Below are 22,701 nucleotides of genomic sequence, written 5' to 3'. Positions count from 1 at the left end.
CCGTTCCTCCTTCTCGCTCTCTTTGCTTTTGCCGCGCGAGTTGACCCTCTAACCGGTCAAATTCGTAGAAAGCGAATCCGGCCAGGGTTGGGCATATGAATGGGAAGGGGACGCAAACGTCTGTTCGCATGAAATAGAACAAGCTGAATTGCTTTTGCGCAAGCGTGGTGACGGTGAGGCATGACGAACTCGGTCACCCGACTATGGACGGAAGAGACTTGCCGCAACCGGAGAATTCGCCTTGAAAAACCTATGGAACCGGTGGGGTGTCATTACCGCAGCCCCGATGTCGCATGTTGTCCCGCTAGGCGCCGAACTTGCCACGCCTGAAGACAAGGCCCCACTAGACGCGGATGAAGATCTCGCTGCCGAGTCGCCGCAACCCGTTACTCCGTTGCGGGCAGTACCCGTGATGCCGTCACCGCAGGGCAGACACACGCTCCAGATGGCCGACATTGCAGTGCTCGAGGCGCACAACGAACGCCTGTCGCGCATGACCGCGCAATCGGAAGCGCAGGCTGAACGACTACGCAGCGATCTCGAACGAAACAACACGCTATCCCAGCTGGTAACAAACCGGCAGCGTCAATTGCGCGGGGAGATCGGGCAGATCGAGGCGCAGCGCGTGGCCGCGCAGGCCCAGTTGAACAAGACGCTCAGGCAGGTTCAGCAGCTCAAGGCGGCGAACAACGAAGGCATTCCGCGCATATCGAATCGCTGACGCGCACTCTGAAACGCTGCGCTACGCGAAACGCAACAAGCGGCGGCCGCTCGCGAACCGGCTGAGTCGGCTGATCCAGCCGGTTCAGCCGATTCAATTAAGCATGCCGTGTACTTCGAGCGAGGCTTCCAGTTGCTGGGTCAACGCGTGATGCAGCCTGGCAAGACTTTCGGTGGGGAGTGCAAAGCCAGCCCAGCCCAAGCCCGAATGCCGCAGGAACAGCACGGCGCCGTCGTGCAGCGGATGTTTTTCGGCGTGCCAGCACGGATCGATTTCAATCACGTACTGATGGGTGCGCAGGGGTTCCTTCGGTACTTCCGGGCGCATCGTGGCGCGCATCGCGCTGAGGTGCTCGATCACGGCGTCCAGATCCGCCGCTTCGAGCAGTACCGCACGGTCCTCGATGGCGATGCGAACGGCGTTCTGTCCGTATTCGTTGACTCTCTCGATGCTCATGGGGTGCGACATATCTCTGCTCCTTCCTGCTCTCACGGTGGGCAAATTATGGCGCCGCCTCTCTTAACCAGGTCTTAAAGAGCACGATCAAGGGATGAAACTTTGTTTAAGGAAACCGCCTGGCACGATTCCCGCCGCAACGCACAATCGTCTGATGTTTTTCCTGCATCCAGACCAATGACCGGCGCATTGGTCATATGTAAAAAAGCCGGATGTTTCAATATAGAAACATTTTTAGCCGTATGGGAAATTAGTGTCGAAATGCTTAATCGGGAATGTTTCGATAAGTGTGCGGTTTGCCGCATTGGCACCGCCGATAAATTCCCGATTTGCGAATAAAAGCCTGATTGAATGTTCATTATTTGCGAGGTTTCGATTTCACGTTTGAAACATTTCTGTATGTGATTTCGATGAATCGCCATCGCGAATCCGACAAGCCGTGCTACGTCGGCGCGCCCGAGTTGGAGCCTCGAACGTGGCTCTGTGCAAGGTTCTTCGAGCTTCTGGTGGTCGCGAGGCCGCTACGGCCCGTCGCTATGCCGGCTCATATGCCGGCAGTCATATGAAACACACAATAATGTTTTTCGTCATACATCGAATTTCTCAATACGGATTTGTTTTTCAAATTTACTATAGCGCGGCATTCGGCTAACATCACGCTTAATCCGTTAAGCGGCGTTGCCGGTGGTTTTCATCCGCCGTAATTCAATTCGTCCATATCGTCCGGCCGACGGGGCAGCGGGGTCCACAATGTACGACAGCTTGGGGAAGATCATGCCGCACTTGCATCTGGATACTGCGAGGATTACCTGGTTACATGCGCCGACGCTGAACGTGCGTAGTGCAGCGCGGCGAATCGGCGTGTTGCTGTTCGACGGTTTCTGGCTGCTCGGGCCTGGCACGGTGGTGGAGATGTTCCAGACCGCCAATGAACTCTCGGGCTCGAGGGCTGGCGAAGAGCCGCCTTACGAAGTGCAGTTTCTGTCGATGGACGGGGGCAGCGTCGCGAGTTCTTCGTCGGCGCGGATCTGGACCGACCGTATCGACACACGTTATGGCAGCGGTTTCGACGTGCTGTTCATCGCAGGCGGCTACGGCGCACATGAGGCCGCGCTCGACGAACGCTTGCTGGGCTGGCTGCGATCGGTGCAAACGCGCACCCGTGCGATCGAGACGATCGGCGAGGGCCGTCTCGTGCTGGAAGCAGCGGGGCCCGCGGAGCACGACGGTCTGCAGGTGAATCGCTATCTGGGCAGTGCCACCGCCGATGCCGTGCGCAGCGCCGCCAACGATCGTAACGACTGCGCACGTAGCGCGCTGATGTTCATCAAGCGCGATCTTGGTGCGGAGCTCGCGCGCAGCGTCGCCGATCGGGTGATGCCCGGTATGGCCGCGACCTGGGTGCCACTACCGGCTGAGGGCGGCACACTCAGCGTCGCCGAGAAAATCCGGGCCGCCGCGCGCTGGATGGAGGCGAATTGCGATCGTTCGGTGTCGGTTGCCGACGCAGCGCAAGTGGCGGCGATGAGTGAGCGCAATTTTCTGCGGCGCTTCAAGCATGAAATGCAGGTCACGCCTTCTGACTATCTGCTGCAGGTGCGGTTGCGTATTGCCTGCAACTTCCTGACTGAAACCGAATTACCGGTCGACAAGATCGCGCGCCGCAGCGGCACCGGCAATGGCGATCGCCTCGCGAAGATATTCCGCAAGCGTATGGCGCTGTCGCCCACCGAATATCGCGCGCGCAGCCGGGTGGCGACAGAGGCGTAAGCTTGGACACACCGTGCAGACAGACGGTGCAACTCAGAGCGGACGGGTGCGTGTGCAACGGCGTGCGCAGCGGCGTATGTAACGATGCGTGCGTCGGCAGTCGCGTTTTCTCCTGGCGGCCTTCTTACGAGCATAGTGGCCATGGGCAACAAGGTAATGGCGACAGCATTTCCGGAGGTGAAACTCATCGAGCCCGAGGTGTTTTGCGACGAATTTGGCTTCTGTTTCGAAAGCTTCAGCGCGGATGAGTTTGCCGACGACGTCTCGCACGGTTTCAATTTCGTGCAAGACCGTCATTTACGGGCAGTGCGTGGTGTGTTGCGCGGCTTGCACTATCAGGTGCATCGGCCGCAAGGTCGCCTCGTGCGCGTGGTGGTGGGGGAGGTGTTCGACGTCGCCGTGGACGTGCGGCTCAATTCGCCGACCTTCGGGAAGTGGAGCGGCGCACACCTGAGCGCGGCTAATCATCGGCAGGTGTGGGTGCCGCCGGGTTTCGCACACGGTTTCGTTGTGCTGTCCGACGTCGCCGAATGCCTGTGGAAGACCACCGAATACTGGTTCCCCGAACTCGAGCGCTGCATCTTGTGGAGCGATCCTGACATCGGGATCGACTGGCCAATTGAAATCGAGCCGATCCTCGGCGCGAAGGACGCAGCGGGCCGGCGTCTTTACGAAGCGGAAAATATCGCCTGAGGGCTGCGCACGCACACGCACGCAGCGATTCAACGGCGTTCGTTCAGCGAGTCGCCACCACGGCGCCCACGCTCGCCGCAACCACCAGCAGCGTGCCTGCGATCTGCAGGATACCCATCGGTTGATGCAGCACCACGAAGCCGGCCAGCGCGCCGATCGCCGGTTCGACACTCATCAGTATCCCGAACGATGCGGCCGGCATGTGCCGTAACGCCACCATTTCCAGCGCATAGGGTAATAGCGGGACCAGCAATGCGAGGCCCGCGGTTGCGGCGATCTGTCCCGCGGCGATGTGGATGCCGCTTTGCGCGAAGCCGAACGGCGTGGCAACCAGTGCCGCTGCAATCAGCGACACCGACAATCCTTCAAGGCCGGCGAACACCGTGCCGATCTTTTTCATCAGCACGATATAGCTGCCCCAGCCGAGTGCGGCCCCGAACGCGAGCAATACGCCGAACGGTTCGCCGATCCAGCCTGCGCGATCGCGCGAGAGCAGCAGCACGCCGGCAATCGCCAGGGCCGGCCACAGTAGTGCTCGCGCGCGGGGCACCGCGAAAGTCGCGACGGCGAGCGGTCCAAGAAAATCGATCGCGACGGCGAGCCCCAGTGGAATCCGCTGAAGCGCCGCGAAAAAGCACAGCGTCATGCCGGCCATCGCGGCTCCCAACGCACCGGCCGCGAGCCAATGCGAGCGCGAGTAGGTGAAGAAACGCGGGCGCACCAGCAACGCAAGCACGACGGCCGCCCAGCAAAGACGCAACCAGGTGGTGCTGAGCGAGCCGTACTCAGCCATCGTCGGTGCGGAGAGCGCGGCGCCGAACTGCACGCTCGACATCGACAGCACGCACAGGAGCGCTGCGCCGGCTGCGGCACTGACGGGCTTCACGGATGCTGGTGCTGGCACAGGATTCCGCGCGGGTTTGATGGTGGTGTCCTGCATCTTGGCCTCGTGACCGCTCTTCGGATGGGGTGGAAGCTATCTTATCGGTGCAGGCGGTATTAAGATAAGTTGATATTTCTTATGACCACTTCAAGAAACGTGATGACCCGAGATATCGACAGCAGTCTCCTGCGCGCGTTCGTCACCGTGGCGGAAACCGGCGCCGTGGGTGTGGCGGCGGCCCGCCTTGCGCGCACCCAGGCGGCGGTGAGCATGCAATTGCGCCGGCTCGAAGAGGAGTTGGGGCAGCGGTTGCTCGACCGCTCGCCGCGTGGCGTGCAACTCACCGAGGCGGGACATCTGCTGCTGCCGTTCGCGCATACGATCCTCGGCGCGGGCGCTGATGCGCGGCGGGCGCTGAGCGCAGGACAGGTGTCCGGCACGGTGCGGCTCGGCATGCTGGAAGACATCGCGGTTGGTCGGCTGCCGCGCGCGCTGCGGCGCTTTTCGATCGCTTATCCGCAGGTGGCGCTGGAGATCGTCGTCGATACCAGTTCGGCATTGTCGAGCCGGCTTGCGGACGGCGGCCTCGACGTGGTGGTGGGAGACCCAGCGCTGGTCGACGCGGTGCCGCTGCTGACATGGACGCAGCCGCTCTTCTGGGTCGGCGCGCGCGGGTTTAGCCGTGACGGTGACGCCGTGCTGCCGGTGGTTGCGTTCGGCGGCGCGTGTCTGTGGCAACAACAGGTGTTGACGGCGCTGCGGCGCGCGGGAATTGCATGGTGCATTGTGTGCACCAGCACCAGTTTGCCGGCGGTGCAGTCGGCCGTGGAAGCGGGGCTGGGTGTGTCGGTGCTGCTCGACGGCAATATCCGCTCGGAGTCGATGCGCGTGCTCGGTCAGGCCGATGGATTGCCCGATGCGCCGACCGCCGATTTCGGACTCTTCATGCGCCCGGTCTCCGGTGCGCAGGCGGCCGCTGTGCAGACGTTGCAGACGTTCCTGTGCGAGGAATTGCATCTTGGTTTGCGGGAGAGCGAGCCGCTTGTGATGCCGGCAGGCTAGGGCGTGGGCAAGCTGTGCCGGCAACCTACTGGCAGGCACGTCGGCACGCTCATCCCATGTGAGTTTTTACGACATTTTTTCTTGAGACGCCTACGCGTGAAATCTACACTTCGTGCATCTTGATAGCGCGAGGTGCTCAACGTGAAGCGACGTGCAACGACGCAGCAATCCGTCCGTATCGATTACGTCTGTCACGGCGTGGGCCGTGTCGAACTGCGCCGCTTCGATCCGTCGCGCGATTCGTATGTTGCATTGACCGCGCTGCTGCATCGTGCTTTCACCCGACTCGGTTCGATGGGGCTGAATTGCACCTGTGTGGATCAAACGGTGGAGACGACACGCTCACGCGCGATGCGGGGCGATTGCTATGTGGCGGTCTGCGAAGGACGCATTGTCGGCACGATGACGCTGTATGCGCCGGACCGTGAGTCGTTGTGCGATCTATACCGCCGCGACGATATTGCCAGCTTGCGTCAGTTCGGCGTGGAGCCGGTGTGGCAAGCGCGTGGCATCGGTACGCTGTTGATCGCTTTCGCCGATCACTGGGCCGCGACGCGCGGCTATGCGGAGCTCGCGCTCGATACGCCGCAACCGGCTGCACACCTGATTGCGTTTTACAGAGGGCAGGGGTTTCGCATTGTCGATTTCGTGCGCTTTGACGGAAAGCACTACGACAGCGCGATCTTGAGCAAACCACCGGTGGCGACGCGCACGCTCGCGAACTGGTCGCATAGGTTGACTGTGCCGACGAGGATCGCGCGCGCGGCGTGAGGAAGGTGCGCTGAGGTGCGCTGGCGATAAAAACCCCGATGCGGGCAGCAACTATTGCAATACCGTGTGGCAAGTATTGCAACGCGCTGCCGATCCTCGCATCGGGGCGGGTGTTTCTTCTTAGCTGTTCGATGCGGCGGTCAACGTCGCATCACGCCCATCAGCAAGGTGACGAGGAAGATCACCACGAAGATGAAGAACAGGACCTTGGCGATTTCCGTTGCGCCTGCGGCAATGCCGCCGAAGCCGAATACCGCGGCGATGATCGCGATGATGAAGAAGATTACAGCGTATCGAAGCATGGGGCCTCCCACCGATGGATTGCTGGATCGAAGTTGAAAACGGCTACTCGTTGTGGGCACTGCGTGCTTTGACGGGTTGTTGCCGGCGAGCGATATACAGCAATAGATGTGCCCAACGGCAGGACGAACAGCGGCGCTCCTGATCCGCGAGCCGAAACTCAATCAACTGATGATCTTCGAACGCGTGCTGGAAACGCGCTTCGTCATGCCGCCTCATATAATTCGGAACCCTTATGAAGCGATTGATCTATGCCGATTCGTTCGGCTCGTAATTGGCTTTATCCTGGGGAATTCAGCGCGTGCTGAACGGGCACGCTCCACAGCAAAACCCATCCCGCCGCCGGCGTCACTGTCGCGTTGCTGCAACAGCACGGCATCCGCCTATTCGCCGAGTGGCAACTCTCCAAGCCGCCGACGGAAGTCGGACCATTAATCCAGCAAGTGAGACACACGGTCAATTTGAACGAGTAGTTCATGATATTGCCCGCACCGCCTCCAATTCGCCGATAACGTTTGCGCAGCCTTAATCGACGGGCTATTCCACTTGCGAAAATGAACCCAGGAAACTGTTAATTCGAATTTAACATTTACAGATTTTAAAAATGATTGGCTAAAATTTAACGCTTTCATAAACATTCGGAAAACGTTTGCGCCGGCTTAATCCCCCGGCTTCGTCGGCAAAAGTCCCCTTTCATGGCTGCGGTGCGCTGCCGCGGGCGCGCCCGATAGGGGAAATCCATTGTGAGATAAGGCGAAATCCGCGTTAGAATGCGCGTCGATTCACCATCAATGGCCGCTTGTTCAAACGGCGCTCACGTGAATCCAGTCGGCAGTTATTGAATCCGATCGATTGTTCCCGGCGTATATGGGAACTGCCGGGAATTATCGGCGACGGGCAAGTCAGATCGGTAAATATGGGGGTGCGATATTAACGCGTGCCTTGCATCGCCCTGCCGCCAATAAAACATTCAAATAAAGATCGAGGACATATGCCAACGAGGATTCTGTCGATTTTCGGCACGCGGCCGGAAGCCATCAAAATGGCGCCGCTGGTCAAACAACTGGAAGCTGACGCCGGCATCGAGTCGGTAGTCTGCGTGACAGGCCAGCATCAGCAGATGCTCGATCAGGTACTCGACCTGTTCCAGATCAAGCCGCATCACAATCTCGCGCTGATGACCGGCAACCAGACGCTCAACGGTCTGGCTTCGCGTCTCATCGCGTCGCTCGATGACGTGCTCGCAAGCGTTCAGCCGGATCGTGTGCTGGTGCACGGCGATACGACCACCGCGTCCGCGGCAGCGTTGGCCTCGTTTCATCGGCGGATCCCGATCGGTCATGTCGAAGCGGGTCTGCGTACCGGCAACCTGATGCAGCCGTGGCCGGAGGAAATGAATCGTCGCGTGGTCGACGTCATGAGCGATCTGATGTTCGCGCCCACCGCGAGCTCGAAAGAGAACCTCGCCCACGAAGCACTGCACGGCAAGATCATCGTGACCGGCAATACGGTGATCGACGCACTGAACCTCACTACCGCGCGCATCGACAACGACGCGGCACTGCGCGCCGAACTCGACGCGCGCCTGCCGTTCCTCGACGGCGCACTGCCGGTGTTGCTCGTCACGGGCCATCGCCGTGAGAGCTTCGGTGCGGGCTTCGCGAACATCTGCGCGGCACTCGCGGAGCTGGCCAGGACTAACCGGGTCCAGATCGTCTATCCGGTGCACCTGAATCCGAATGTACGCGGCCCGGTGCAGGAAACCCTCGGCACAGCGCGCAACGTGCATCTGATCGATCCGCTCGACTATTTGGGTTTTGTGCGTCTGATGCAGCGCGCCTCGATCATTCTCACCGACTCCGGTGGCGTGCAGGAAGAAGCTCCCGCGCTCGGCAAACCGGTGCTGGTGATGCGCGACGTGACCGAGCGTCCGGAAGCGGTGGCGGCCGGCACGGTGCGCCTCGTCGGCACGGAGCGCGAAGCGATCGTCCGCGCGGTGACGGGCTTGCTCCACGACGCGGGCGAGCGCGACGATTTCGCGCATCGCGTCAACCCATACGGCGACGGCCAGGCATCGCAACGGATCGTCGCAGCGTTGACCGGGCGTCCGTTCCACGAGTTCGTGAGCGGAGGCATCGGTGGGGCCGGGCAGGCGCCGCACGTGAAGCGCGCGCAAGCCGTGCAATAACGCCGCACGGGCCGCAGTTCCAGACAATCCATGCAGTGCGAATCAGCTTTAGTGTTTGCGCGCCAATCAAGAGAAAAGACACCGTGACCTCCAATACGCCCATGCGCCGCCTCACGCGCCCCCGTCTGAATGTACTTGCGGCGCTGCTGTTGCTCGCCTCGACGGCCCATGCTCAACAGCCGGCCGACGTCGCCGGCAGCTTCGCGCAACTCGGCAGCGGCCGTCTCGCTACGCGCACGGTGTCGCTCACCGACCTGGGCATGCGCGATCCGGTCGTGCTGCGGGCACCGGAAGGCCGTCAGGAACTGTATCTGCCCGTGCCGGCCGGCGTGCCGTTGAGTGACGCGGCCTTGCAGATCGACGGCAGCTATCTGCGCGGCAACGGCGGCCGCACGACCATGCTGGTGTCGCTCGACGGCTCGCCGGTTCTCTCGCGCAGCCCGGCGCAGGACCAGGGCGATGCCTCCGCGAATCTCGGCGTGGACGGCGCGGCGCGGCCGAGCGGGTTCGTGCGCGTGGGCCTCGACTGGTCGTCGGTGCTGAGCGATAACGTCTGTACCGATCAGACCGCGATCGGCAACGTCTGGCGCATCGCGCCGACTTCGCGCCTGACCTATCGCTACGACCCGGATGCGATCGTCGATCTGCGCAGCGCGTGGAGCGCCTTGCCGCAAAAACCGGTGGTGATGCTCGGCGCGAACACGCTCGCGGCACCGGCGTTCGACGCAGGCTGGCGCGTCGAAGCGCTACTTCAACGCGAAGGCCGCACGCCTGCAACGCGCACGTGGCCGGCGGTGGGCGACACTGTCGATCTGGGTGACACCGAAGTGCCGGCGCCGCTGCGCGCGATTCCGGCTTTTGCGGCGCTGGCCGCGGGCGGTTCGCACAAGCTGGCGAACCCGGCGGAAGCGGGCGCCTTGATCGCACTCACGCCGCGCTCGGCGTTCGCGCCGGACGTGATCGTCGCCGACGACACGGTGCGCAACACGCTGAAGACTTCCCTCGATGCCCTGCGCGAACAGGTCGCTAGCTCCGCGCCCGGCGCAACCGAGGCATTCGACGCATGGCGTGCCCGCGCGATCGATCCGATCGCGAAGCCGCTCGCCGCGGGCGAAGTGCGCCTCGCTCACCTTGGTGGCCAGACCGCGATCGTGGTCAGCGATAACGACGGCGTCGCGGTTCTCGCGCGCTCCTGGCGTCCGATCGACGTGACGAGCCGTCTCGTGGTTCATCAGATCGACACGGCACCGAACACGCGTGGCGACGAAATCGCCTTGGCGCTGCTGGGCGGCCAGCCGCGCACGCTTGACGTGCAGGGCCGCGCCACCTGGGACGCGAGTTTTGATCTGGGCGCGCATTGGGTAACGGTAAGTTGCCGGGCACCGTGGTGCTCGACGTCGCCGCATCGCCGACGCTGAACAACACCGCGCAAACCGCCTCGATCTATTTCAACGACGTGCTGATCGGCTCGCAATTGCTGACCGCCAACGGCAAACCGCAGCGCATCACCGCGCGCGTGCCGCATTACGCGCTCGCCCCGAACAACCTGCTGCGCGTGGTGTTCCAGCGTCAACCGGAAGGCGGCTGCCAGGCGCGCGGTCAGGGCCATCCGATTGCCGTGCTGCCGAGCAGCCATTTGACGCTGACCGATGCGAAAGTCGGCGACGACTTCACCGGCATGGTGGCGCGTTTCGCGTCGGAAGCGAATGTGATCGTGCCGGCCTCGTATCTGAACGACGCCACGCAAGTGCTGTCGCGCGTCGCGCGTCTCGCCAACGCGAGCGGCATCGCGCCGACCCGTGCGGCCTTCAGCGTCGCGCGTGACGGCGAAGCGGTGAGCCCGCAGGGCGCTTTCCTTGCAGCCGACGTCAAGCTTGCCGATGAGAAAAGCCTCGCTCGTCTGTCGAAAGACCGTCTGTCGCTCACCGATGCGTCCGGCAAGATGCTGGCGGACATTTCGGGTTTGAACCGCGTCGGCGTGATCGAAGCGGTCCAGTCGGGCAGCGTATCGGGCATCGTGTATCGCACGGTGGGCGATACGGCGGCGATTCTGCCGGCATCGCTGCAACTGACGCGTGGCGACGTCGCGATCGTCGACGGCAGCGGCACATTGCGCCAGTTCGATACGCGTCATCCGGGCGAAGTAATCGACGCAGAGGACGTGCAAGGCCCGTGGTTCATGCAGACCTGGGTACGCTGGGGCATCCCGGCAGGCCTCGTCGCTTTGCTGATCGTATTGCTGCTGGTCGCCAACGTGGCGCGCCGCAGGAATCAGGACAAGTCGTGAGCTTCGCGTCAATCAAATGGTATGTGAGCTACGCGGTAGCTCACTATTACCAGGGGCTCGAATACGTCGCGGCGCTGGTGGCGTTCATCATCCTGCTGTCCAGCCTCGACGATCTGTTCATCGATCTCTGGTACTGGACCCGCACGCTCTATCGCCACTTCACGGTGCAGCGCGCCTACAAGCCGCTCACCAGCGCGCAGTTGTATCAGCGCGACGAGCAGCCGATCGCGATCATGGTGCCCGCGTGGCACGAGTACGACGTGGTTGCGGCAATGATCGAAGACATGGTGCGGGTGATGGACTACCGCAACTATGTGGTGTTCGTCGGCACTTATCAGAACGACCCGCAGACTATCGCCGAAGTCGAACGGATGCGCCGCCGCTATAAACAGCTGCGTCGCGTGGAAGTGCCGCACGACGGTCCCACCTGCAAGGCCGACTGTCTGAACTGGGTGATTCAGGCGATCTTCAAGCACGAAAAAGAAGCCGGCATCGAGTTCGCGGGCGTCGTGTTGCACGATAGCGAAGACGTGCTGCATCCGGTCGAGTTGCGCTTTTTCAACTACCTGCTGCCGCGCAAGGACATGATCCAGTTGCCGGTGGCCTCGCTCGAACGCAACTGGTTCGAACTCGTGGCCGGCACCTATATGGACGAGTTCGCCGAATGGCACGCGAAGGATCTGGTGGTGCGCGAGAGCCTCGTGGGTTCGGTGCCGTCCGCGGGCGTGGGCACGTGTTTCTCGCGGCGCGCGTTGCTTGCGCTGATCGCCGAGACCGATAGCCAGCCGTTCAACACCGAAAGCCTCACCGAGGACTACGACGTCGGCGCGCGTCTGGGCAAGATGGGCATGCAATCGATTTTCGCGCGCTTCCCGGTGCAATTCGCGACGCGCCGCAAGTCGTGGTTCGGCTTCGGCAAGGAACGCGACATCACCGTGACGATGCCGCTGTGCGTGCGCGAATTCTTTCCCGATACGTTCCGCACCGCCTACCGGCAGCGTGCGCGCTGGACGCTCGGCATCGGATTGCAAGGGTGGAAGCAGACCGGCTGGAGCGGCTCGTTCGCCAATCGCTATTTGTTGTTCCGTGACCGTAAAGGCATTGTCACCGCGTTCGTCGGCATCATCGCGTATGCGCTGGTGATTCAGTTTCTACTTTTCGCCGGCGCCGATCTGCTCGGCTGGATGCCGGAGCTGATCGCTTCGCCGTTCGCCGATTCGCCCTGGTTGCAAGCGCTGCTGTGGGCCAACGGTTGTGCGTTGCTGTTGCGCGTGGGGCAGCGGATCTATTTCGTGACCCGTCTGTACGGCTGGGAGCACGGCGTGCTGGCCGTGCCGCGCATGGTGGTGGGCAACTTCATCAACTTCATGGCTGTCTCGCGTGCGTGGAAGATGTTCCTCACGCATCTCGTGACCGGCAAGCGGCTGGCATGGGACAAGACCATGCATGACTTCCCGTCCGCCGATGGATTTAATAATCGCCGTCAGCGTTTGGGGGAACTGCTGCTGTCGTGGCAGGCCATCGATCCGGACAAGCTCGAACAGGCGCTCGGCGAAAGCCATGCGCGTGAAGCGCCACTCGGTCGCGTGCTGATGGCCAAGGGGTGGCTCGACGAGGAAACCCTCGCGGAAGCGATTGCCTTCCAGTCAGATTTGCCGCGTGGCCACGTGGTGCTCGAACGCATCAAGGACGACGCCGCGCGATTGCCGCTCGAAGCGATCGTGCGCCATCGCGTGTTGCCGCAGGCTGACGCCGCAGGCGGCCGCACGATTCTGCTGACCGCGAGTCCGCTCGCCGAACCGGTGGTCGCGGAACTGAGCGGGTTGGTCGGTGGCGTGGTCGTGCAGGAGATCGTTCGTGAGGGCGAGATCGCCGCGGGGTTGCGCGTATTGCGTGGTGTCGAGATCGCGGCGCCGGCAGGCGAGGGTGGGCAGGCGGGACCGACGGGTGCCGCGCAAGGTGCGTCAGCGGGCGCATCGTCGGCCGGCGGCGTCGAGCCGGTGCCGCCGCGCAGCGTGCCGCTGATCGGCGATCTGCTGATCGAGCATGGCCACGTGCGACGCGAGGCCTTTGAAGCGGCGATGCAGGATTATCGCCCGGATCGCCACGGCCGCATCGGCGACTACATGGTGGCGCGCGGTGTGATCTCGCGTGCCGCACTTGAGAACGTAATTGAGCAACAGCGCCGCCTTCAGGGCGCTCTGGCGGCATCCGAATGAGCGATTCTTTTTTCTTCCGGCGTGCGTGGATGGCGCGTGCTTCTTTGGCAAATTCGGCTTCTGGCTCGACGGTGGCGTCCGCTTCCGCGTGCGCTGCAACGACGGCTTCGACGACAGCTTCAACGGCGACTTTAACTACGGCTTCGATCGCGGCTTCAGCGTTCACGTTGCGTGGCATTACCGCTGCAATGGTGGCCGGCGCGTTGTGCTTGAGCAGCGCGGCGACGTTTGCGCAGAGCGCTGCAGCGACCTCATCCGAACACAATACGCTGCCGTTGAGCGGCGCCGCCTATCGCGTGGCACAGGACGCCTATACCGCCTATGGACGCGGCGACTACACCGGCGCAATCACGCGAGCGCGCGAGGCGGTTCGCCAACGTCCCGATGTCGTGTCGCTGCGAGTCTTGCTCGCCAACGCGCTTGCCGCACAACGCCGTTATAGCGAAGCGAGCCGCTCGCTCGGCGACGCGATCGCGCAGATCGGCCGCGATCCGGCGCTGGTTTCGCGTCGCAAGCAGATCGACGCGCTGAACGTGTCGACGCGCGCGGCTTCACGCACCGGCCGCCAGCAGCCGGGCGACCCGGACGCGCTGACCGGCGCCGCGTTGACAGCCGCGCAGCAGGCCTACAAGGCGTATGCCGCGAAGGATTTTTCGGGCACGGTCAGGTACGCGAACGAGGCGATCGCGTTGCGCCCCGATCTGCTGCGCCTGCGCTTGCTGCTGATCGACGCGGCGAGCGCGGCCGGTCAGGACACCGATGCCTGGAACGCCGATCTCGCTGCAAGCAAGCGTTTCGGTGACAACGACGAACTGCGTGTGAGGCGCAGCTTTATCGGCAGCCGTCTGGCGCCGAAGTCGTCGGGTGCATCGTTCGCGGCGCGCAAGAAGGGCGACTATGCGGAGGCCGCCGCACTCGCACGTGAGGCGGTCGCCTATGCGCCGGATCTGGTCAGCTACCGCATCCAGCTGATCGACGCGCTGTTCGCCGCGAACGATCTGCCCGGTGTGCAGGCGGCGGCGAGTGAGGCGATTGCCGCCGACGATACGGAAATCATGCCGCTCGCGCTGCGTGGCTACACGCTTGCCGCGCAGGGTCAGACCGCGGAAGCCGAGGCGGACTTCGCCAAGGCGCTGCACGCCAACGACGCGACCCAGCGCAACCAGCGCGTGGCGCGCGTGATCATTGCCGATGTGTGGATTTCAGAAGGACAGCCGCAGCGCGCGCTCGATCTGCTTGCGCCGCTGAAGATGAACCGCGATGACACCGATCCGCCGATCGCGCTGCGTCGATATCAGGCGCGGCAATTGTTGGCGCATGCTTCGGCGGGGCCGAATGCGTCGAGCGCAACGAACGCAGCGACCGCCCCAACGGCCTCGCTCGATCCGGCGCGGCGCCCGGTCATCGACTGCGTCGTCGATCAGTTCGGCGCAAGCTGCGATGTCTACGCCGCCGATGCCGGTTTCGCCGCGGCACGCGCCACCGCGACCGCCGCAGCCGCGAACGACAAAACCGGCGCGGTCGGCTATGCACGCGAAGCGGTCAAGGGGGCGCCGGACGATCCGCAGCATCGTGTGGAGTTGATCAACGCGCTGAGCACGGCCGGCGACGACGCCGCTGCGACGCGCGAAGCGCAAAAGATGATCGATGCCGGCATGCTCGACGCCATGCCCGACATGACGGCCGCCTATATCGCGCAACGCGCCGGCAACAACAAGGTCGCGTACCAGCGCTTCAGTATGGCTGACAAGGCCGGCGCCATGCCGGTCAGCGCCGCGGCCGACGCGGGCTATGCGGCCGTCCAGGCGCACCGCAATCGCGAAGCCGCGCAGTACTTCGAGCGCGCGATCGACGCAAGCGGCGCCACGCCAACGGACGACACGCCGCCGGCCACGCCGGCGCAACTGAACGAGATGCGCAGCGCGCACGCCGAGGCCACTCGCAACTGGGGCTTCGACGCATCGCTCAACTATCGCGGCGCGGGCATGCAGCCGGGCTATGCGTCGTCGCCGACGCCGGGCACGTCGAACAACTGGCAGGCCGGCGTCGAAGCCTATTGGCGTCCGTTCGGCAGTCTCGGCGACCGGATGTTCGAACTCTACGCACGCGGCTATGAAAGCTTCGGCGTGAAGAACGGCGGCGCGAGCGGCGTCGATACCTTGCAGGCCACCGTTGGCGCACGCGCCAAGCCGTTCTCGCAGATCGACGCGATCGTCGCCTTCGAACGGATCATTCCGATCGGCTCGCAGGTCAATCCCGACTGGCTCGCGCGGCTCGCCTATTCGGGCGGCTATGGCATTGAACGCAGGGTGGACGTGCCGTCGTGGTGGACCGCGCAGGTCTACGCGGAAACGGGCACCTATCTGAACGCGGGATCGGTTTACGCGACCACCAATCTCGAACTGGGCCGCACCTTCCGCATGGACCGTTACAGCCCGAAGTGGACCGTGTTCCCGTATGCGGTGATCGGCGCGGACTACGACTCGAGTATCAACCACAGCATTCCGCTCGGCGCCGGCGTGGGGATTTCGACGCGTTACTGGTTCCGCGACAGCAAATATGACGCACCGCGCTCGTATATCGATCTGTCGGTGCAGTACCGCCTGAAGATCACGGGCGACGAACGGGCGCGCGGCGTGTTCTTCGGCGCGATCTACTCGTATTGACTTCGGACCAATCAAATGAAAAGAAACCGCTTGGGTAAATCGAAGCTGGCAACGGTAATCGCAGTGGCCGTTGCCTCAGTCGCGCTGCTATCGGCCGGTATGGCGCACGCGGCTGCTGACGATGTCGCGAGTCTGTATGGACCGCAGCCGCCCGCCAATGCGTCGTATCTGCGCGTGCTGAACGCATCGTCGCAGGCGGCACGCGTCGCGCTTGCCGGCAGCGAAGCGCCGCAGACGCTGGCGCCGGGCGCGGTCACGCGCTTTAGCGTGCTGACGCAAGGCACGGCGGCTCGTGTCACGGTCGACGGCAAAGCCCTGGCCGATGCCGCCGGTTCGGCAAAAGCAGCGACCCGTGCAGGCGACGCCGTCACTGTCGCGCTGCGCCATGACGCGACGGGGTGGCATGCGACGCAGATCGTTGGCCGCTATGAGCGTGTCGATGGATTGAAGGCGACTTTGCGCGCGTTCAATTTCGCGCCTGGTTGCAGCGCGAAGATCGGCGTGGACGGCAACGGTCCAACGGTGTTCGCGCAAGTGGCCGCAGGCGCGCAGGACACGCGCGCGATCAATCCGGTCAACGCGAAGCTGGTGGGGCAGTGCGGCGCGGCGGCGAGCGCGGCGCTGCCCTTGCCGGCGCTCGCGGCCGGCGACAGCTACAGCCTGTTCGTCACCGGCGATGCGGCAAAACCGGTGTTGAGCGGCGCGCGCGATGCGCTTGCGTGGCCGCCGGCCGCCAATTGAGCCGCACGCATTGGCAACACGAAATAGCAGCAAGAAGTAGCAGCAAGAAGTAGCAGGAACATCAAGAGAAGATCGCAACGCGGGCCGCGCTTCAGCGCGTGCCGCCGACGTTGTGCCACATGAGAGATGCTTCAGATCAGTTCGGGGAACACGACATGACCGACTCCTGCCGTCCGCTTTTTCAACCGTCCATTCAGGCCGGGCCACCCAACAACACGCGTCGCCGTCTGCTGCTCGCCCTGGCCGCGGCCCCGCTCGGCGGCGCGCTGTCGCTGCTGCCGCGCCGCGCGTTTGCCGCGGCGTCGACCAGTGTGATCGAAGGCCGCAATCTGTGGCTCTATCCCGGCTGGGAGAGTCTCACCGACGACGCAACGCCCGCGTGTCTGAAAGCCGTCGATCTGATTCATCAGGCGACGGATCAGCTGGCGGCGCGCGGCATCCGTAGCGTGATCGTGATCGCACCGCTCAAAGCCCGCTCATGCCGGGAGAATCTGCCGGATGGCACCGCGATGTCCGCGGGTGTTGCGAGCCGCTACGCAGCGATTCGCGCGCATGGCGCCTCGCTCGGCTTGCAGATAGTCGATGGCGACGGTGCGATCGCCGCGGTCGATGCTTCGCAGGAAAAGTACATTCGCGCCGACTACCATTGGAGCGCTCATTCCGCCGAAGCGGTCGCCGCGCGCGTCGCCAGACGTCTCGCGGCGCCGGGGCCGCTGAAGGGGACGGCGGGCGCGGGTAGCCGGCTCGGCACATGGAACGAGGAAGTCCGTTACGGCGACCTCGCGGCGTTGCTGCCCCCGGAGCGCAAGAAAGCGGTCGGCAAGGACCACTTCATCGTGCGCACGGTTGTGGCGTCGCCGGATCTCGTCGACGGCGGGCCGCCGGTCGTGCAGGTGGTCGGCAACAGCATGGTCCAGCCTTACCTTGGTTTTCCGCAGAAGCTCTCGAACGCGATCGATCGTCCGGTCGGCTTGACGTGGACTTTCGGGGACACCGGCCCGTGGAAGACGCTCCTCAACTATGTCGAATCGCCAGCGTTCAAGGCGAATCCACCGCAAGCGATCGTCTGGCAATTCAACGAAGGGCAGATGATGAATTTGCCGAGCGCGGCCGGGCAGTGGGACGCCGCCTCGGTCATGGCCGACGATGCGTTCCTCGCACGTCTCAGCAAGGCTATCGCCTGATGAGCGAGTCAGTTGGACGCCCGCAGGCGCGCACGGTCGGTCGCACAGCGGCAGGCTCAGCGGGCAACGACACCGGCGCGGCGCACGGTCACGCTGCTGCCGCCGCGCCAGGGCCGCTCGCTGAGCCGCTCGCGCGCGCGCATCGGCGCGTCGCGTGGTTGGTTGCGCTGTTGCTCGGCCTTGGTTGCGCGGGCGCGCTGGTGTCGCTTGTCATGCAGGCGCGCGACGGCGCGTCCTTCGACGCGCATGGCTGGCGAGACGGCAGCTTCGGCCGTAGTCTCGACCGCGCTATCGACGTGCCGTATGCGCGGTCGCTGCGTCGCTGGCAAGCCGCGGCGCGATATCGATTGTTTGGCGAACTCGGGCATCAGGTACGCGAGGGCTGTCCCGGCTGGCTGTTCTATGCGGACGGTTTGCGCGCGCCGGTGCAGCCGGGACATGATCCCGTCGAACGCGCCGATGGCGGCGACGCGCTGACTGATGTGCGCATCGCCTCGTTGCATCGTTACGCGGATGCGCTACGCAGCGCCGGGATTCAACTCGTGGTGGTGACGGTGCCTGACAAAGCGCGCGTGGAAAGCGAAGCGCTGTGCGGGCTGCGTCTGGACGCGCGGATGACGCAGCGTCTGAATGCGTGGACTCGCGCGTTGACCGCGAGCAACGTCGCGCATGTCGAATTGCTGTCGGCGTTGCAAGCTGCACGTCCCGCGTTTTTCCGTACCGATGTGCATTGGAATGCGCGTGGTGCACAAGCGGCTGCGCAGGTGGTCGGCGCTGCGGTGTTGCCCCTGCTCGGTCAACCCGGCGACACCACGTTCACGCACGCGACGGCGCAACCCGCGCCGCGCATCGGCGATCTGCTCACGCTGGCCAATCTGAATGACGTGCCGGACGCGTGGCGGCCCGCGCCTGATGTCGTCGCTGCGGAAACACTGCGGGCACAACGCACCGGCGGCTTGCTCGACGATGGTCCTGCCGCTGACGTGTTGCTCGCGGGTAGTTCGTTTTCACGCCGCAGCGCGTTTGCCGAACGCCTCGGCGAGCAACTTGGCCGCGAAGTGTGGAACGTCAGCCTCGATGACGGTCAGTTCGACCGCGCGTTGCAGGCGGTTTGGCGCGAGCGCGCTACATGGCCGAAGACTGTGCGCGTAGTGATCTGGGAAATGTCGGAGGACGCGCTGTCGATGCCGGTCGACACCGTTCCAGCGCACACTGCGCCCGCACCGGCTAGGCAGGACTGACCCTGATGCTATTCAATTCATTCATCTTCCTCACGCTATTCTTGCCGCCGGCGCTGGCCGGCTACTACCTGCTTGGCCAACGTATGCCACGCGTTGCGGCGGCGTGGCTCTGCGGTGCGTCGATCGTGTTCTACGGCTGGTGGAATCCGGCGTTCGTCGCCTTACTGGCGGGGTCGATCGCATTCAACTACGCGATGAGCTGTGCGATTGTCGCGGCGCCCGCGCAGTCCGCTCGCCGCCGCTGGTTGCTCGGTCTCGCGATCACCGCCGACCTCGCGCTGCTGGTGCGCTACAAATATCTGGCGACGCTGCTTACCGCGCTCGTGCACGCAAGCGGCATCGCGCCGGCCGATTGGGTCGCGCACGGCATGCAGGACGTGATCCTGCCGCTCGGCGTGTCGTTTTTCACCTTCACGCAGATCGGCTATCTGCTCGATTGCAACGCGGGCATCGTCAAGGAGCGCGACCCGCTCGGTTACGTGCAGTTCGTTACGTTCTTTCCGCATCTGATCGCGGGGCCGATCCTGCATCACAAGGAAATGATGACGCAGTTCGCGCAGCCGGCCACCTATAAGCTGCGCGCGGAAAACCTGTCGATCGGCGCGTTTGTCTTCACGATCGGTCTCGCGAAGAAGCTGCTGTTTGCCGACACCATCGCACCGTTTGCCGACGCAGGCTTCGCCGCGCCACACGAGTTGCAGTGGCTGGCGGCGTGGGGTACCTGTCTCGCGTACGCGCTGCAGCTTTACTTCGATTTCTCCGGTTATTCGGACATGGCCGTGGGCCTCGCAAAGATGTTCGGCGTGCGTTTCCCGCTGAACTTCAATTCGCCGTTCAAGGCGGCCAGCATCATCGACTTCTGGCAGCGCTGGCATATGACGCTCACGCGCTACCTCACGGCGTACCTGTACTACCCGCTGGCGATGCGGATCAACCGCAGCCGCGCGTTGCGTGGCCTGCCGATTGGGCGCCTCGCGCAACGCTCGACAAGCGGCTTTCTCTCGACGGTGGCCGTGCCGACTTTCTACACGATGGCGCTGGCCGGCATCTGGCACGGCGCGGGATTGCAGTATCTGATTTACGGCTTGCTGCATGCGTTGTATCTCACTGTGAATCACGCCTATCGTGCGTGGCGGGCGGCGGCTCAGCCGGCGGTTGCGGCGAGGACGGCGGGCGCGGTTGCAGCAGGAACAGCGACGGCACTCACATTGAGCCTCAAAGCACGTGTTCGCCATGCAGGCAACGTCCTGCTGACCTTCGTGGCCGCACTGGTTGCGTTCGCTTTTTTCCGGGCACATGGCGTGGGCGACGCGCTCGCGTTGTTGCAGGGTATGGCCGGTCTGCGCGGTATCGAAGCGCCCGACTGGCCTGCCTGGAGCACGGCGAACATGAGCCTTGGCGGGTGGCTGCATCTGGTCGCGGGCCGCTCCACGCTTGCGTTGCAGATCGTCGCGCTGCTGGCGATCGTCTGGTGCACGCCGAATTCACATCAACTGATGGGCCGCTTTTCGCCTGCGCTCGACCGCGCGGCCGAAGGCTTGCCCGCAGCGCTGACATGGCGGCCTTCGCTGCGCTGGACCGTCGCGATGGTCGGCGTGCTGGTGTTCTGCGTCGCGCAGTTGCATGGCGAAGTGCGTTTTCTTTATTTCCAGTTCTGATTGCCGGAACGACGTTTGCGCAAGGAGCACACAATGACTCAACATGAAACGCTGCACGCCGATGTGGCGGCACTGGTCGAATCCGTCGTACTGCGCCTCGTGCGCGACGACGAACTGCTGCTCGAAACAGGGCTGGTCGATTCGGTGCTGGCCGTCGAAATCGTAATGGGCGTCGAGATGCAATTCGGTGTGCGGATTCCGCCGACCGAGATCGCCGAGCACCTGGCATCCGTGGATGCGCTTTGCGCATTCATTGCCGCCAATCGCTAGGCGCGCCATGCGATTCGATCTGAGCGCGAACTGCTTTGCCGATACCGATGTGCGTGCCGACGCGTGGGCGGTGATCGGCGCCGATCGCACTTTGCGCTGGCACGAGTTGGCGGAACAAGCCCACGCATGGGCCGCCCTGGCGCGCGCACACGGATTCGCTGCGGATGTGCCGGTGATCATTCGCGGTCACAAGGAAGCGGCGTTCTTTGTGGCGATGGTGGGGGCGCTTCTGCTCGGCGCGCCGTTCGTGCCGGTCGATACGATCTATCCGGACGAACGGATGCAGCGCATCGCGAGCACGCTCGGCGCGCAGATGTATTTTGACGCGCATAGTGGCCGCTTCGTGAGTGTGAGCGGGCAGGGCGCGTGGGTCGAATTTGACGCGGCAGAGGGGGCGGAGGGTTCGACTTCGGCACCCGGATCGGGATCGACATTCGCGTCGACGTCGACGGCATCGGCATCCGCATCTACATCGGCATCAAAAGCATCAACACCGCCGGCTTTACGCGAGAAAAACCTCGCATACGTGCTCTTCACCTCCGGCACGACCGGTGAACCCAAAGGCGTCCAGATCGGCCGCGAAAGCGTCACGGCGCTGACCGACTGGATGGCGGCCGACTTCGCGCTCGGCGACGCGCCGGTGTTCCTGAATCAGGCGCCCTTCAGCTTCGATCTGTCGATGTACGAAGTGTTTGGCACGCTCGCGCTCGGCGGCACCGTGGTGCTCGCCTCGCGTGCGCTGACGGCGCAGGGTGCAGCGTTTCTCACCACGCTCGCACGGCACGGCATGACCACATGGGTCTCGACGCCATCGTTCGCGCAACAGCAGTTGCTCAATCCGCGGTTCTCGCAAGACGGCTTGCCTGCCCTCAAAACCTTCCTGTTCTGCGGTGAAGTGCTGCCGGTCGCACTCGCGCGGCAATTACGCCAGCGCTTTCCGTCCGCACGAATCATCAACACGTACGGACCCACCGAGGCGACCGTGGCGACCACCTGGATCGTCGTCGACGATGCGGTGCTCACTCATCACGCGCGTCTACCGATCGGCCATGCCAAGCGCGACGCCGAAGTGTTCGTCGACGCCGGCGAATTGTGCATCGCCGGCGCGCACGTGATGCGCGGCTATCTGAATCGTGAAGACCTGAACGCGGCACGCATGTTCACTCACAACGGACAGCGGGCGTTTCGCACCGGCGATCTGGGCGCGATCGACAGCGACGGACTGCTGTTCTGCCACGGACGTATCGACGATCAGATCAAAATGGGCGGCTACCGGATCGAATTGATGGAGATCGACGCGGCCCTGCGCGCGCTGCCCGGCGCGGCGAGCGCCGCAGCCGTGCCGTTGCGGCGGCCGGACGGTTCGGTCGCGCGGGTCGTCGCGTTCGTCGCAACCGGCAACGACGATGTCCGGCTGCCCGACGCTTTGCACGACTGGAAGACGCTGCTGGCCGCGCGCCTGCCGTCGTATATGATCCCGTCAGAATTGCTCGCGTGCCGGTCCTTGCCGGTATCGGTCAACTTCAAGATCGATCGCGCGCAACTTGCTCAGGATTATCGTGACGTTCATTTCAAAGCACAGCGCTAGCAC

Annotated in this window: 20 protein-coding genes; 16 read left to right on the top strand and 4 right to left on the bottom strand. The window is 63.7% G+C overall.

Annotated elements, in window-relative coordinates:
• The first annotated feature begins 286 nt into the window (after positions 1 to 286).
• The gene (locus KHO33_RS30120) at positions 287 to 721 is read left to right on the top strand and encodes a DUF2968 domain-containing protein (RefSeq protein ID WP_054040605.1); all 435 of its coding nucleotides are present in this window, start codon (positions 287 to 289) and stop codon (positions 719 to 721) included.
• Positions 722 to 814: 93 nt separating this feature from the next.
• On the opposite strand, the gene KHO33_RS30115 is transcribed toward KHO33_RS30120, so the two are convergent.
• Together KHO33_RS30115 and KHO33_RS30110 are read right to left on the bottom strand one after the other, a co-directional pair.
• Complete coding sequence (locus KHO33_RS30115) at positions 815 to 1,189, bottom strand: hypothetical protein (RefSeq protein WP_054040604.1); 375 nt, start codon at positions 1,187 to 1,189, stop codon at positions 815 to 817.
• A gap of 62 nt (positions 1,190 to 1,251) precedes the next feature.
• Complete coding sequence (locus KHO33_RS30110; protein WP_128576694.1) at positions 1,252 to 1,599, bottom strand: hypothetical protein; 348 nt, start codon at positions 1,597 to 1,599, stop codon at positions 1,252 to 1,254.
• 352 nt (positions 1,600 to 1,951) lie between these two features.
• Between KHO33_RS30110 and KHO33_RS30105 the strand changes: the two genes are divergently transcribed.
• Positions 1,952 to 2,947: a GlxA family transcriptional regulator gene (locus tag KHO33_RS30105; protein ID WP_200566533.1), complete on the top strand. Its 996-nt coding sequence runs from the start codon at positions 1,952 to 1,954 to the stop codon at positions 2,945 to 2,947.
• A gap of 141 nt (positions 2,948 to 3,088) precedes the next feature.
• Positions 3,089 to 3,640 carry a dTDP-4-dehydrorhamnose 3,5-epimerase gene (gene rfbC / locus KHO33_RS30100; RefSeq protein ID WP_200566519.1) on the top strand — a complete coding sequence of 184 codons (552 nt, stop codon included), beginning with the start codon at positions 3,089 to 3,091 and terminating at the stop codon, positions 3,638 to 3,640.
• 43 nt (positions 3,641 to 3,683) lie between these two features.
• On the opposite strand, the gene KHO33_RS30095 is transcribed toward rfbC, so the two are convergent.
• Positions 3,684 to 4,580 (bottom strand): EamA family transporter, encoded by an 897-nt coding sequence (locus KHO33_RS30095; protein ID WP_200566518.1) that lies wholly within the window; start codon positions 4,578 to 4,580, stop codon positions 3,684 to 3,686.
• A 102-nt stretch (positions 4,581 to 4,682) separates the two neighbouring features.
• On the opposite strand from KHO33_RS30095, the gene KHO33_RS30090 reads away from it, so the two are divergent.
• The gene (locus KHO33_RS30090) at positions 4,683 to 5,585 is read left to right on the top strand and encodes a LysR substrate-binding domain-containing protein (RefSeq protein WP_234480694.1); all 903 of its coding nucleotides are present in this window, start codon (positions 4,683 to 4,685) and stop codon (positions 5,583 to 5,585) included.
• A 141-nt stretch (positions 5,586 to 5,726) separates the two neighbouring features.
• Entirely contained in the window at positions 5,727 to 6,356 is a 630-nt protein-coding gene (locus KHO33_RS30085; RefSeq protein ID WP_200566516.1) for a GNAT family N-acetyltransferase, read from the top strand.
• 140 nt (positions 6,357 to 6,496) lie between these two features.
• Here the strand turns inward: KHO33_RS30085 and KHO33_RS30080 are convergent, their stop codons facing one another.
• Positions 6,497 to 6,658 carry a DUF1328 domain-containing protein gene (locus tag KHO33_RS30080; RefSeq protein WP_035551387.1) on the bottom strand — a complete coding sequence of 54 codons (162 nt, stop codon included), beginning with the start codon at positions 6,656 to 6,658 and terminating at the stop codon, positions 6,497 to 6,499.
• Positions 6,659 to 7,647: 989 nt separating this feature from the next.
• On the opposite strand from KHO33_RS30080, the gene wecB reads away from it, so the two are divergent.
• The 11 genes from wecB (at position 7,648) to KHO33_RS30030 (ending at position 22,698) form a co-directional block, all read left to right on the top strand.
• Positions 7,648 to 8,844: a non-hydrolyzing UDP-N-acetylglucosamine 2-epimerase gene (gene wecB / locus KHO33_RS30075; protein ID WP_054040599.1), complete on the top strand. Its 1,197-nt coding sequence runs from the start codon at positions 7,648 to 7,650 to the stop codon at positions 8,842 to 8,844.
• 83 nt (positions 8,845 to 8,927) lie between these two features.
• Positions 8,928 to 10,262, top strand: coding sequence for a hypothetical protein (locus tag KHO33_RS42280; RefSeq protein WP_234480693.1), 1,335 nt, complete (start codon positions 8,928 to 8,930; stop codon positions 10,260 to 10,262).
• Positions 10,202 to 11,131, top strand: coding sequence for a cellulose biosynthesis cyclic di-GMP-binding regulatory protein BcsB (locus KHO33_RS42275; protein WP_236074721.1), 930 nt, complete (start codon positions 10,202 to 10,204; stop codon positions 11,129 to 11,131). Before KHO33_RS42280 ends, KHO33_RS42275 begins: the two co-directional genes overlap by 61 nt.
• Positions 11,128 to 13,350 carry a glycosyl transferase family protein gene (locus tag KHO33_RS30065; RefSeq protein ID WP_054040597.1) on the top strand — a complete coding sequence of 741 codons (2,223 nt, stop codon included), beginning with the start codon at positions 11,128 to 11,130 and terminating at the stop codon, positions 13,348 to 13,350. Before KHO33_RS42275 ends, KHO33_RS30065 begins: the two co-directional genes overlap by 4 nt.
• The gene (locus tag KHO33_RS30060) at positions 13,347 to 16,016 is read left to right on the top strand and encodes an NfrA family protein (RefSeq protein ID WP_200566515.1); all 2,670 of its coding nucleotides are present in this window, start codon (positions 13,347 to 13,349) and stop codon (positions 16,014 to 16,016) included. Before KHO33_RS30065 ends, KHO33_RS30060 begins: the two co-directional genes overlap by 4 nt.
• Before the next feature lie 15 nt (positions 16,017 to 16,031).
• Positions 16,032 to 16,757: an alginate O-acetyltransferase AlgF gene (locus KHO33_RS30055; RefSeq protein WP_054040595.1), complete on the top strand. Its 726-nt coding sequence runs from the start codon at positions 16,032 to 16,034 to the stop codon at positions 16,755 to 16,757.
• A gap of 155 nt (positions 16,758 to 16,912) precedes the next feature.
• The gene (locus KHO33_RS30050; protein ID WP_200566514.1) at positions 16,913 to 17,941 is read left to right on the top strand and encodes an alginate O-acetyltransferase AlgX-related protein; all 1,029 of its coding nucleotides are present in this window, start codon (positions 16,913 to 16,915) and stop codon (positions 17,939 to 17,941) included.
• Positions 17,941 to 19,182, top strand: a complete 1,242-nt coding sequence (locus tag KHO33_RS30045; protein ID WP_200566513.1) for an alginate O-acetyltransferase AlgX-related protein — start codon at positions 17,941 to 17,943, stop codon at positions 19,180 to 19,182. The genes KHO33_RS30050 and KHO33_RS30045 overlap by 1 nt, the downstream gene beginning before the upstream one ends.
• A 5-nt stretch (positions 19,183 to 19,187) precedes the next feature.
• Complete coding sequence (locus KHO33_RS30040; protein ID WP_200566512.1) at positions 19,188 to 20,840, top strand: MBOAT family O-acyltransferase; 1,653 nt, start codon at positions 19,188 to 19,190, stop codon at positions 20,838 to 20,840.
• A 33-nt stretch (positions 20,841 to 20,873) separates the two neighbouring features.
• Entirely contained in the window at positions 20,874 to 21,110 is a 237-nt protein-coding gene (locus KHO33_RS30035) for an acyl carrier protein (protein ID WP_054040591.1), read from the top strand.
• Between the two features lie 7 nt (positions 21,111 to 21,117).
• Complete coding sequence (locus KHO33_RS30030) at positions 21,118 to 22,698, top strand: AMP-binding protein (protein WP_200566511.1); 1,581 nt, start codon at positions 21,118 to 21,120, stop codon at positions 22,696 to 22,698.
• Positions 22,699 to 22,701: the final 3 nt, after the last annotated feature.

The organism is Paraburkholderia nemoris (genome assembly GCF_905221015.1).
In the GTDB taxonomy this organism is placed as follows: Bacteria; Pseudomonadota; Gammaproteobacteria; order Burkholderiales; family Burkholderiaceae; genus Paraburkholderia; species Paraburkholderia nemoris.
This window is presented reverse-complemented; position numbering and strand designations above follow the sequence as displayed.

Coding starts and splice junctions, on each gene's coding strand:
- KHO33_RS30120 (WP_054040605.1), top strand. CDS start 287: ATGTCGCATGTTGTCCCGCTAGGCGCCGAACTTGCCACGCCTGAAGAC.
- KHO33_RS30115 (WP_054040604.1), bottom strand. CDS start 1,189: ATGTCGCACCCCATGAGCATCGAGAGAGTCAACGAATACGGACAGAAC.
- KHO33_RS30110 (WP_128576694.1), bottom strand. CDS start 1,599: ATGGCGATTCATCGAAATCACATACAGAAATGTTTCAAACGTGAAATC.
- KHO33_RS30105 (WP_200566533.1), top strand. CDS start 1,952: ATGCCGCACTTGCATCTGGATACTGCGAGGATTACCTGGTTACATGCG.
- rfbC (WP_200566519.1), top strand. CDS start 3,089: ATGGGCAACAAGGTAATGGCGACAGCATTTCCGGAGGTGAAACTCATC.
- KHO33_RS30095 (WP_200566518.1), bottom strand. CDS start 4,580: ATGCAGGACACCACCATCAAACCCGCGCGGAATCCTGTGCCAGCACCA.
- KHO33_RS30090 (WP_234480694.1), top strand. CDS start 4,683: ATGACCCGAGATATCGACAGCAGTCTCCTGCGCGCGTTCGTCACCGTG.
- KHO33_RS30080 (WP_035551387.1), bottom strand. CDS start 6,658: ATGCTTCGATACGCTGTAATCTTCTTCATCATCGCGATCATCGCCGCG.
- wecB (WP_054040599.1), top strand. CDS start 7,648: ATGCCAACGAGGATTCTGTCGATTTTCGGCACGCGGCCGGAAGCCATC.
- KHO33_RS30060 (WP_200566515.1), top strand. CDS start 13,347: ATGAGCGATTCTTTTTTCTTCCGGCGTGCGTGGATGGCGCGTGCTTCT.
- KHO33_RS30055 (WP_054040595.1), top strand. CDS start 16,032: ATGAAAAGAAACCGCTTGGGTAAATCGAAGCTGGCAACGGTAATCGCA.
- KHO33_RS30050 (WP_200566514.1), top strand. CDS start 16,913: ATGACCGACTCCTGCCGTCCGCTTTTTCAACCGTCCATTCAGGCCGGG.
- KHO33_RS30045 (WP_200566513.1), top strand. CDS start 17,941: ATGAGCGAGTCAGTTGGACGCCCGCAGGCGCGCACGGTCGGTCGCACA.
- KHO33_RS30040 (WP_200566512.1), top strand. CDS start 19,188: ATGCTATTCAATTCATTCATCTTCCTCACGCTATTCTTGCCGCCGGCG.
- KHO33_RS30035 (WP_054040591.1), top strand. CDS start 20,874: ATGACTCAACATGAAACGCTGCACGCCGATGTGGCGGCACTGGTCGAA.
- KHO33_RS30030 (WP_200566511.1), top strand. CDS start 21,118: ATGCGATTCGATCTGAGCGCGAACTGCTTTGCCGATACCGATGTGCGT.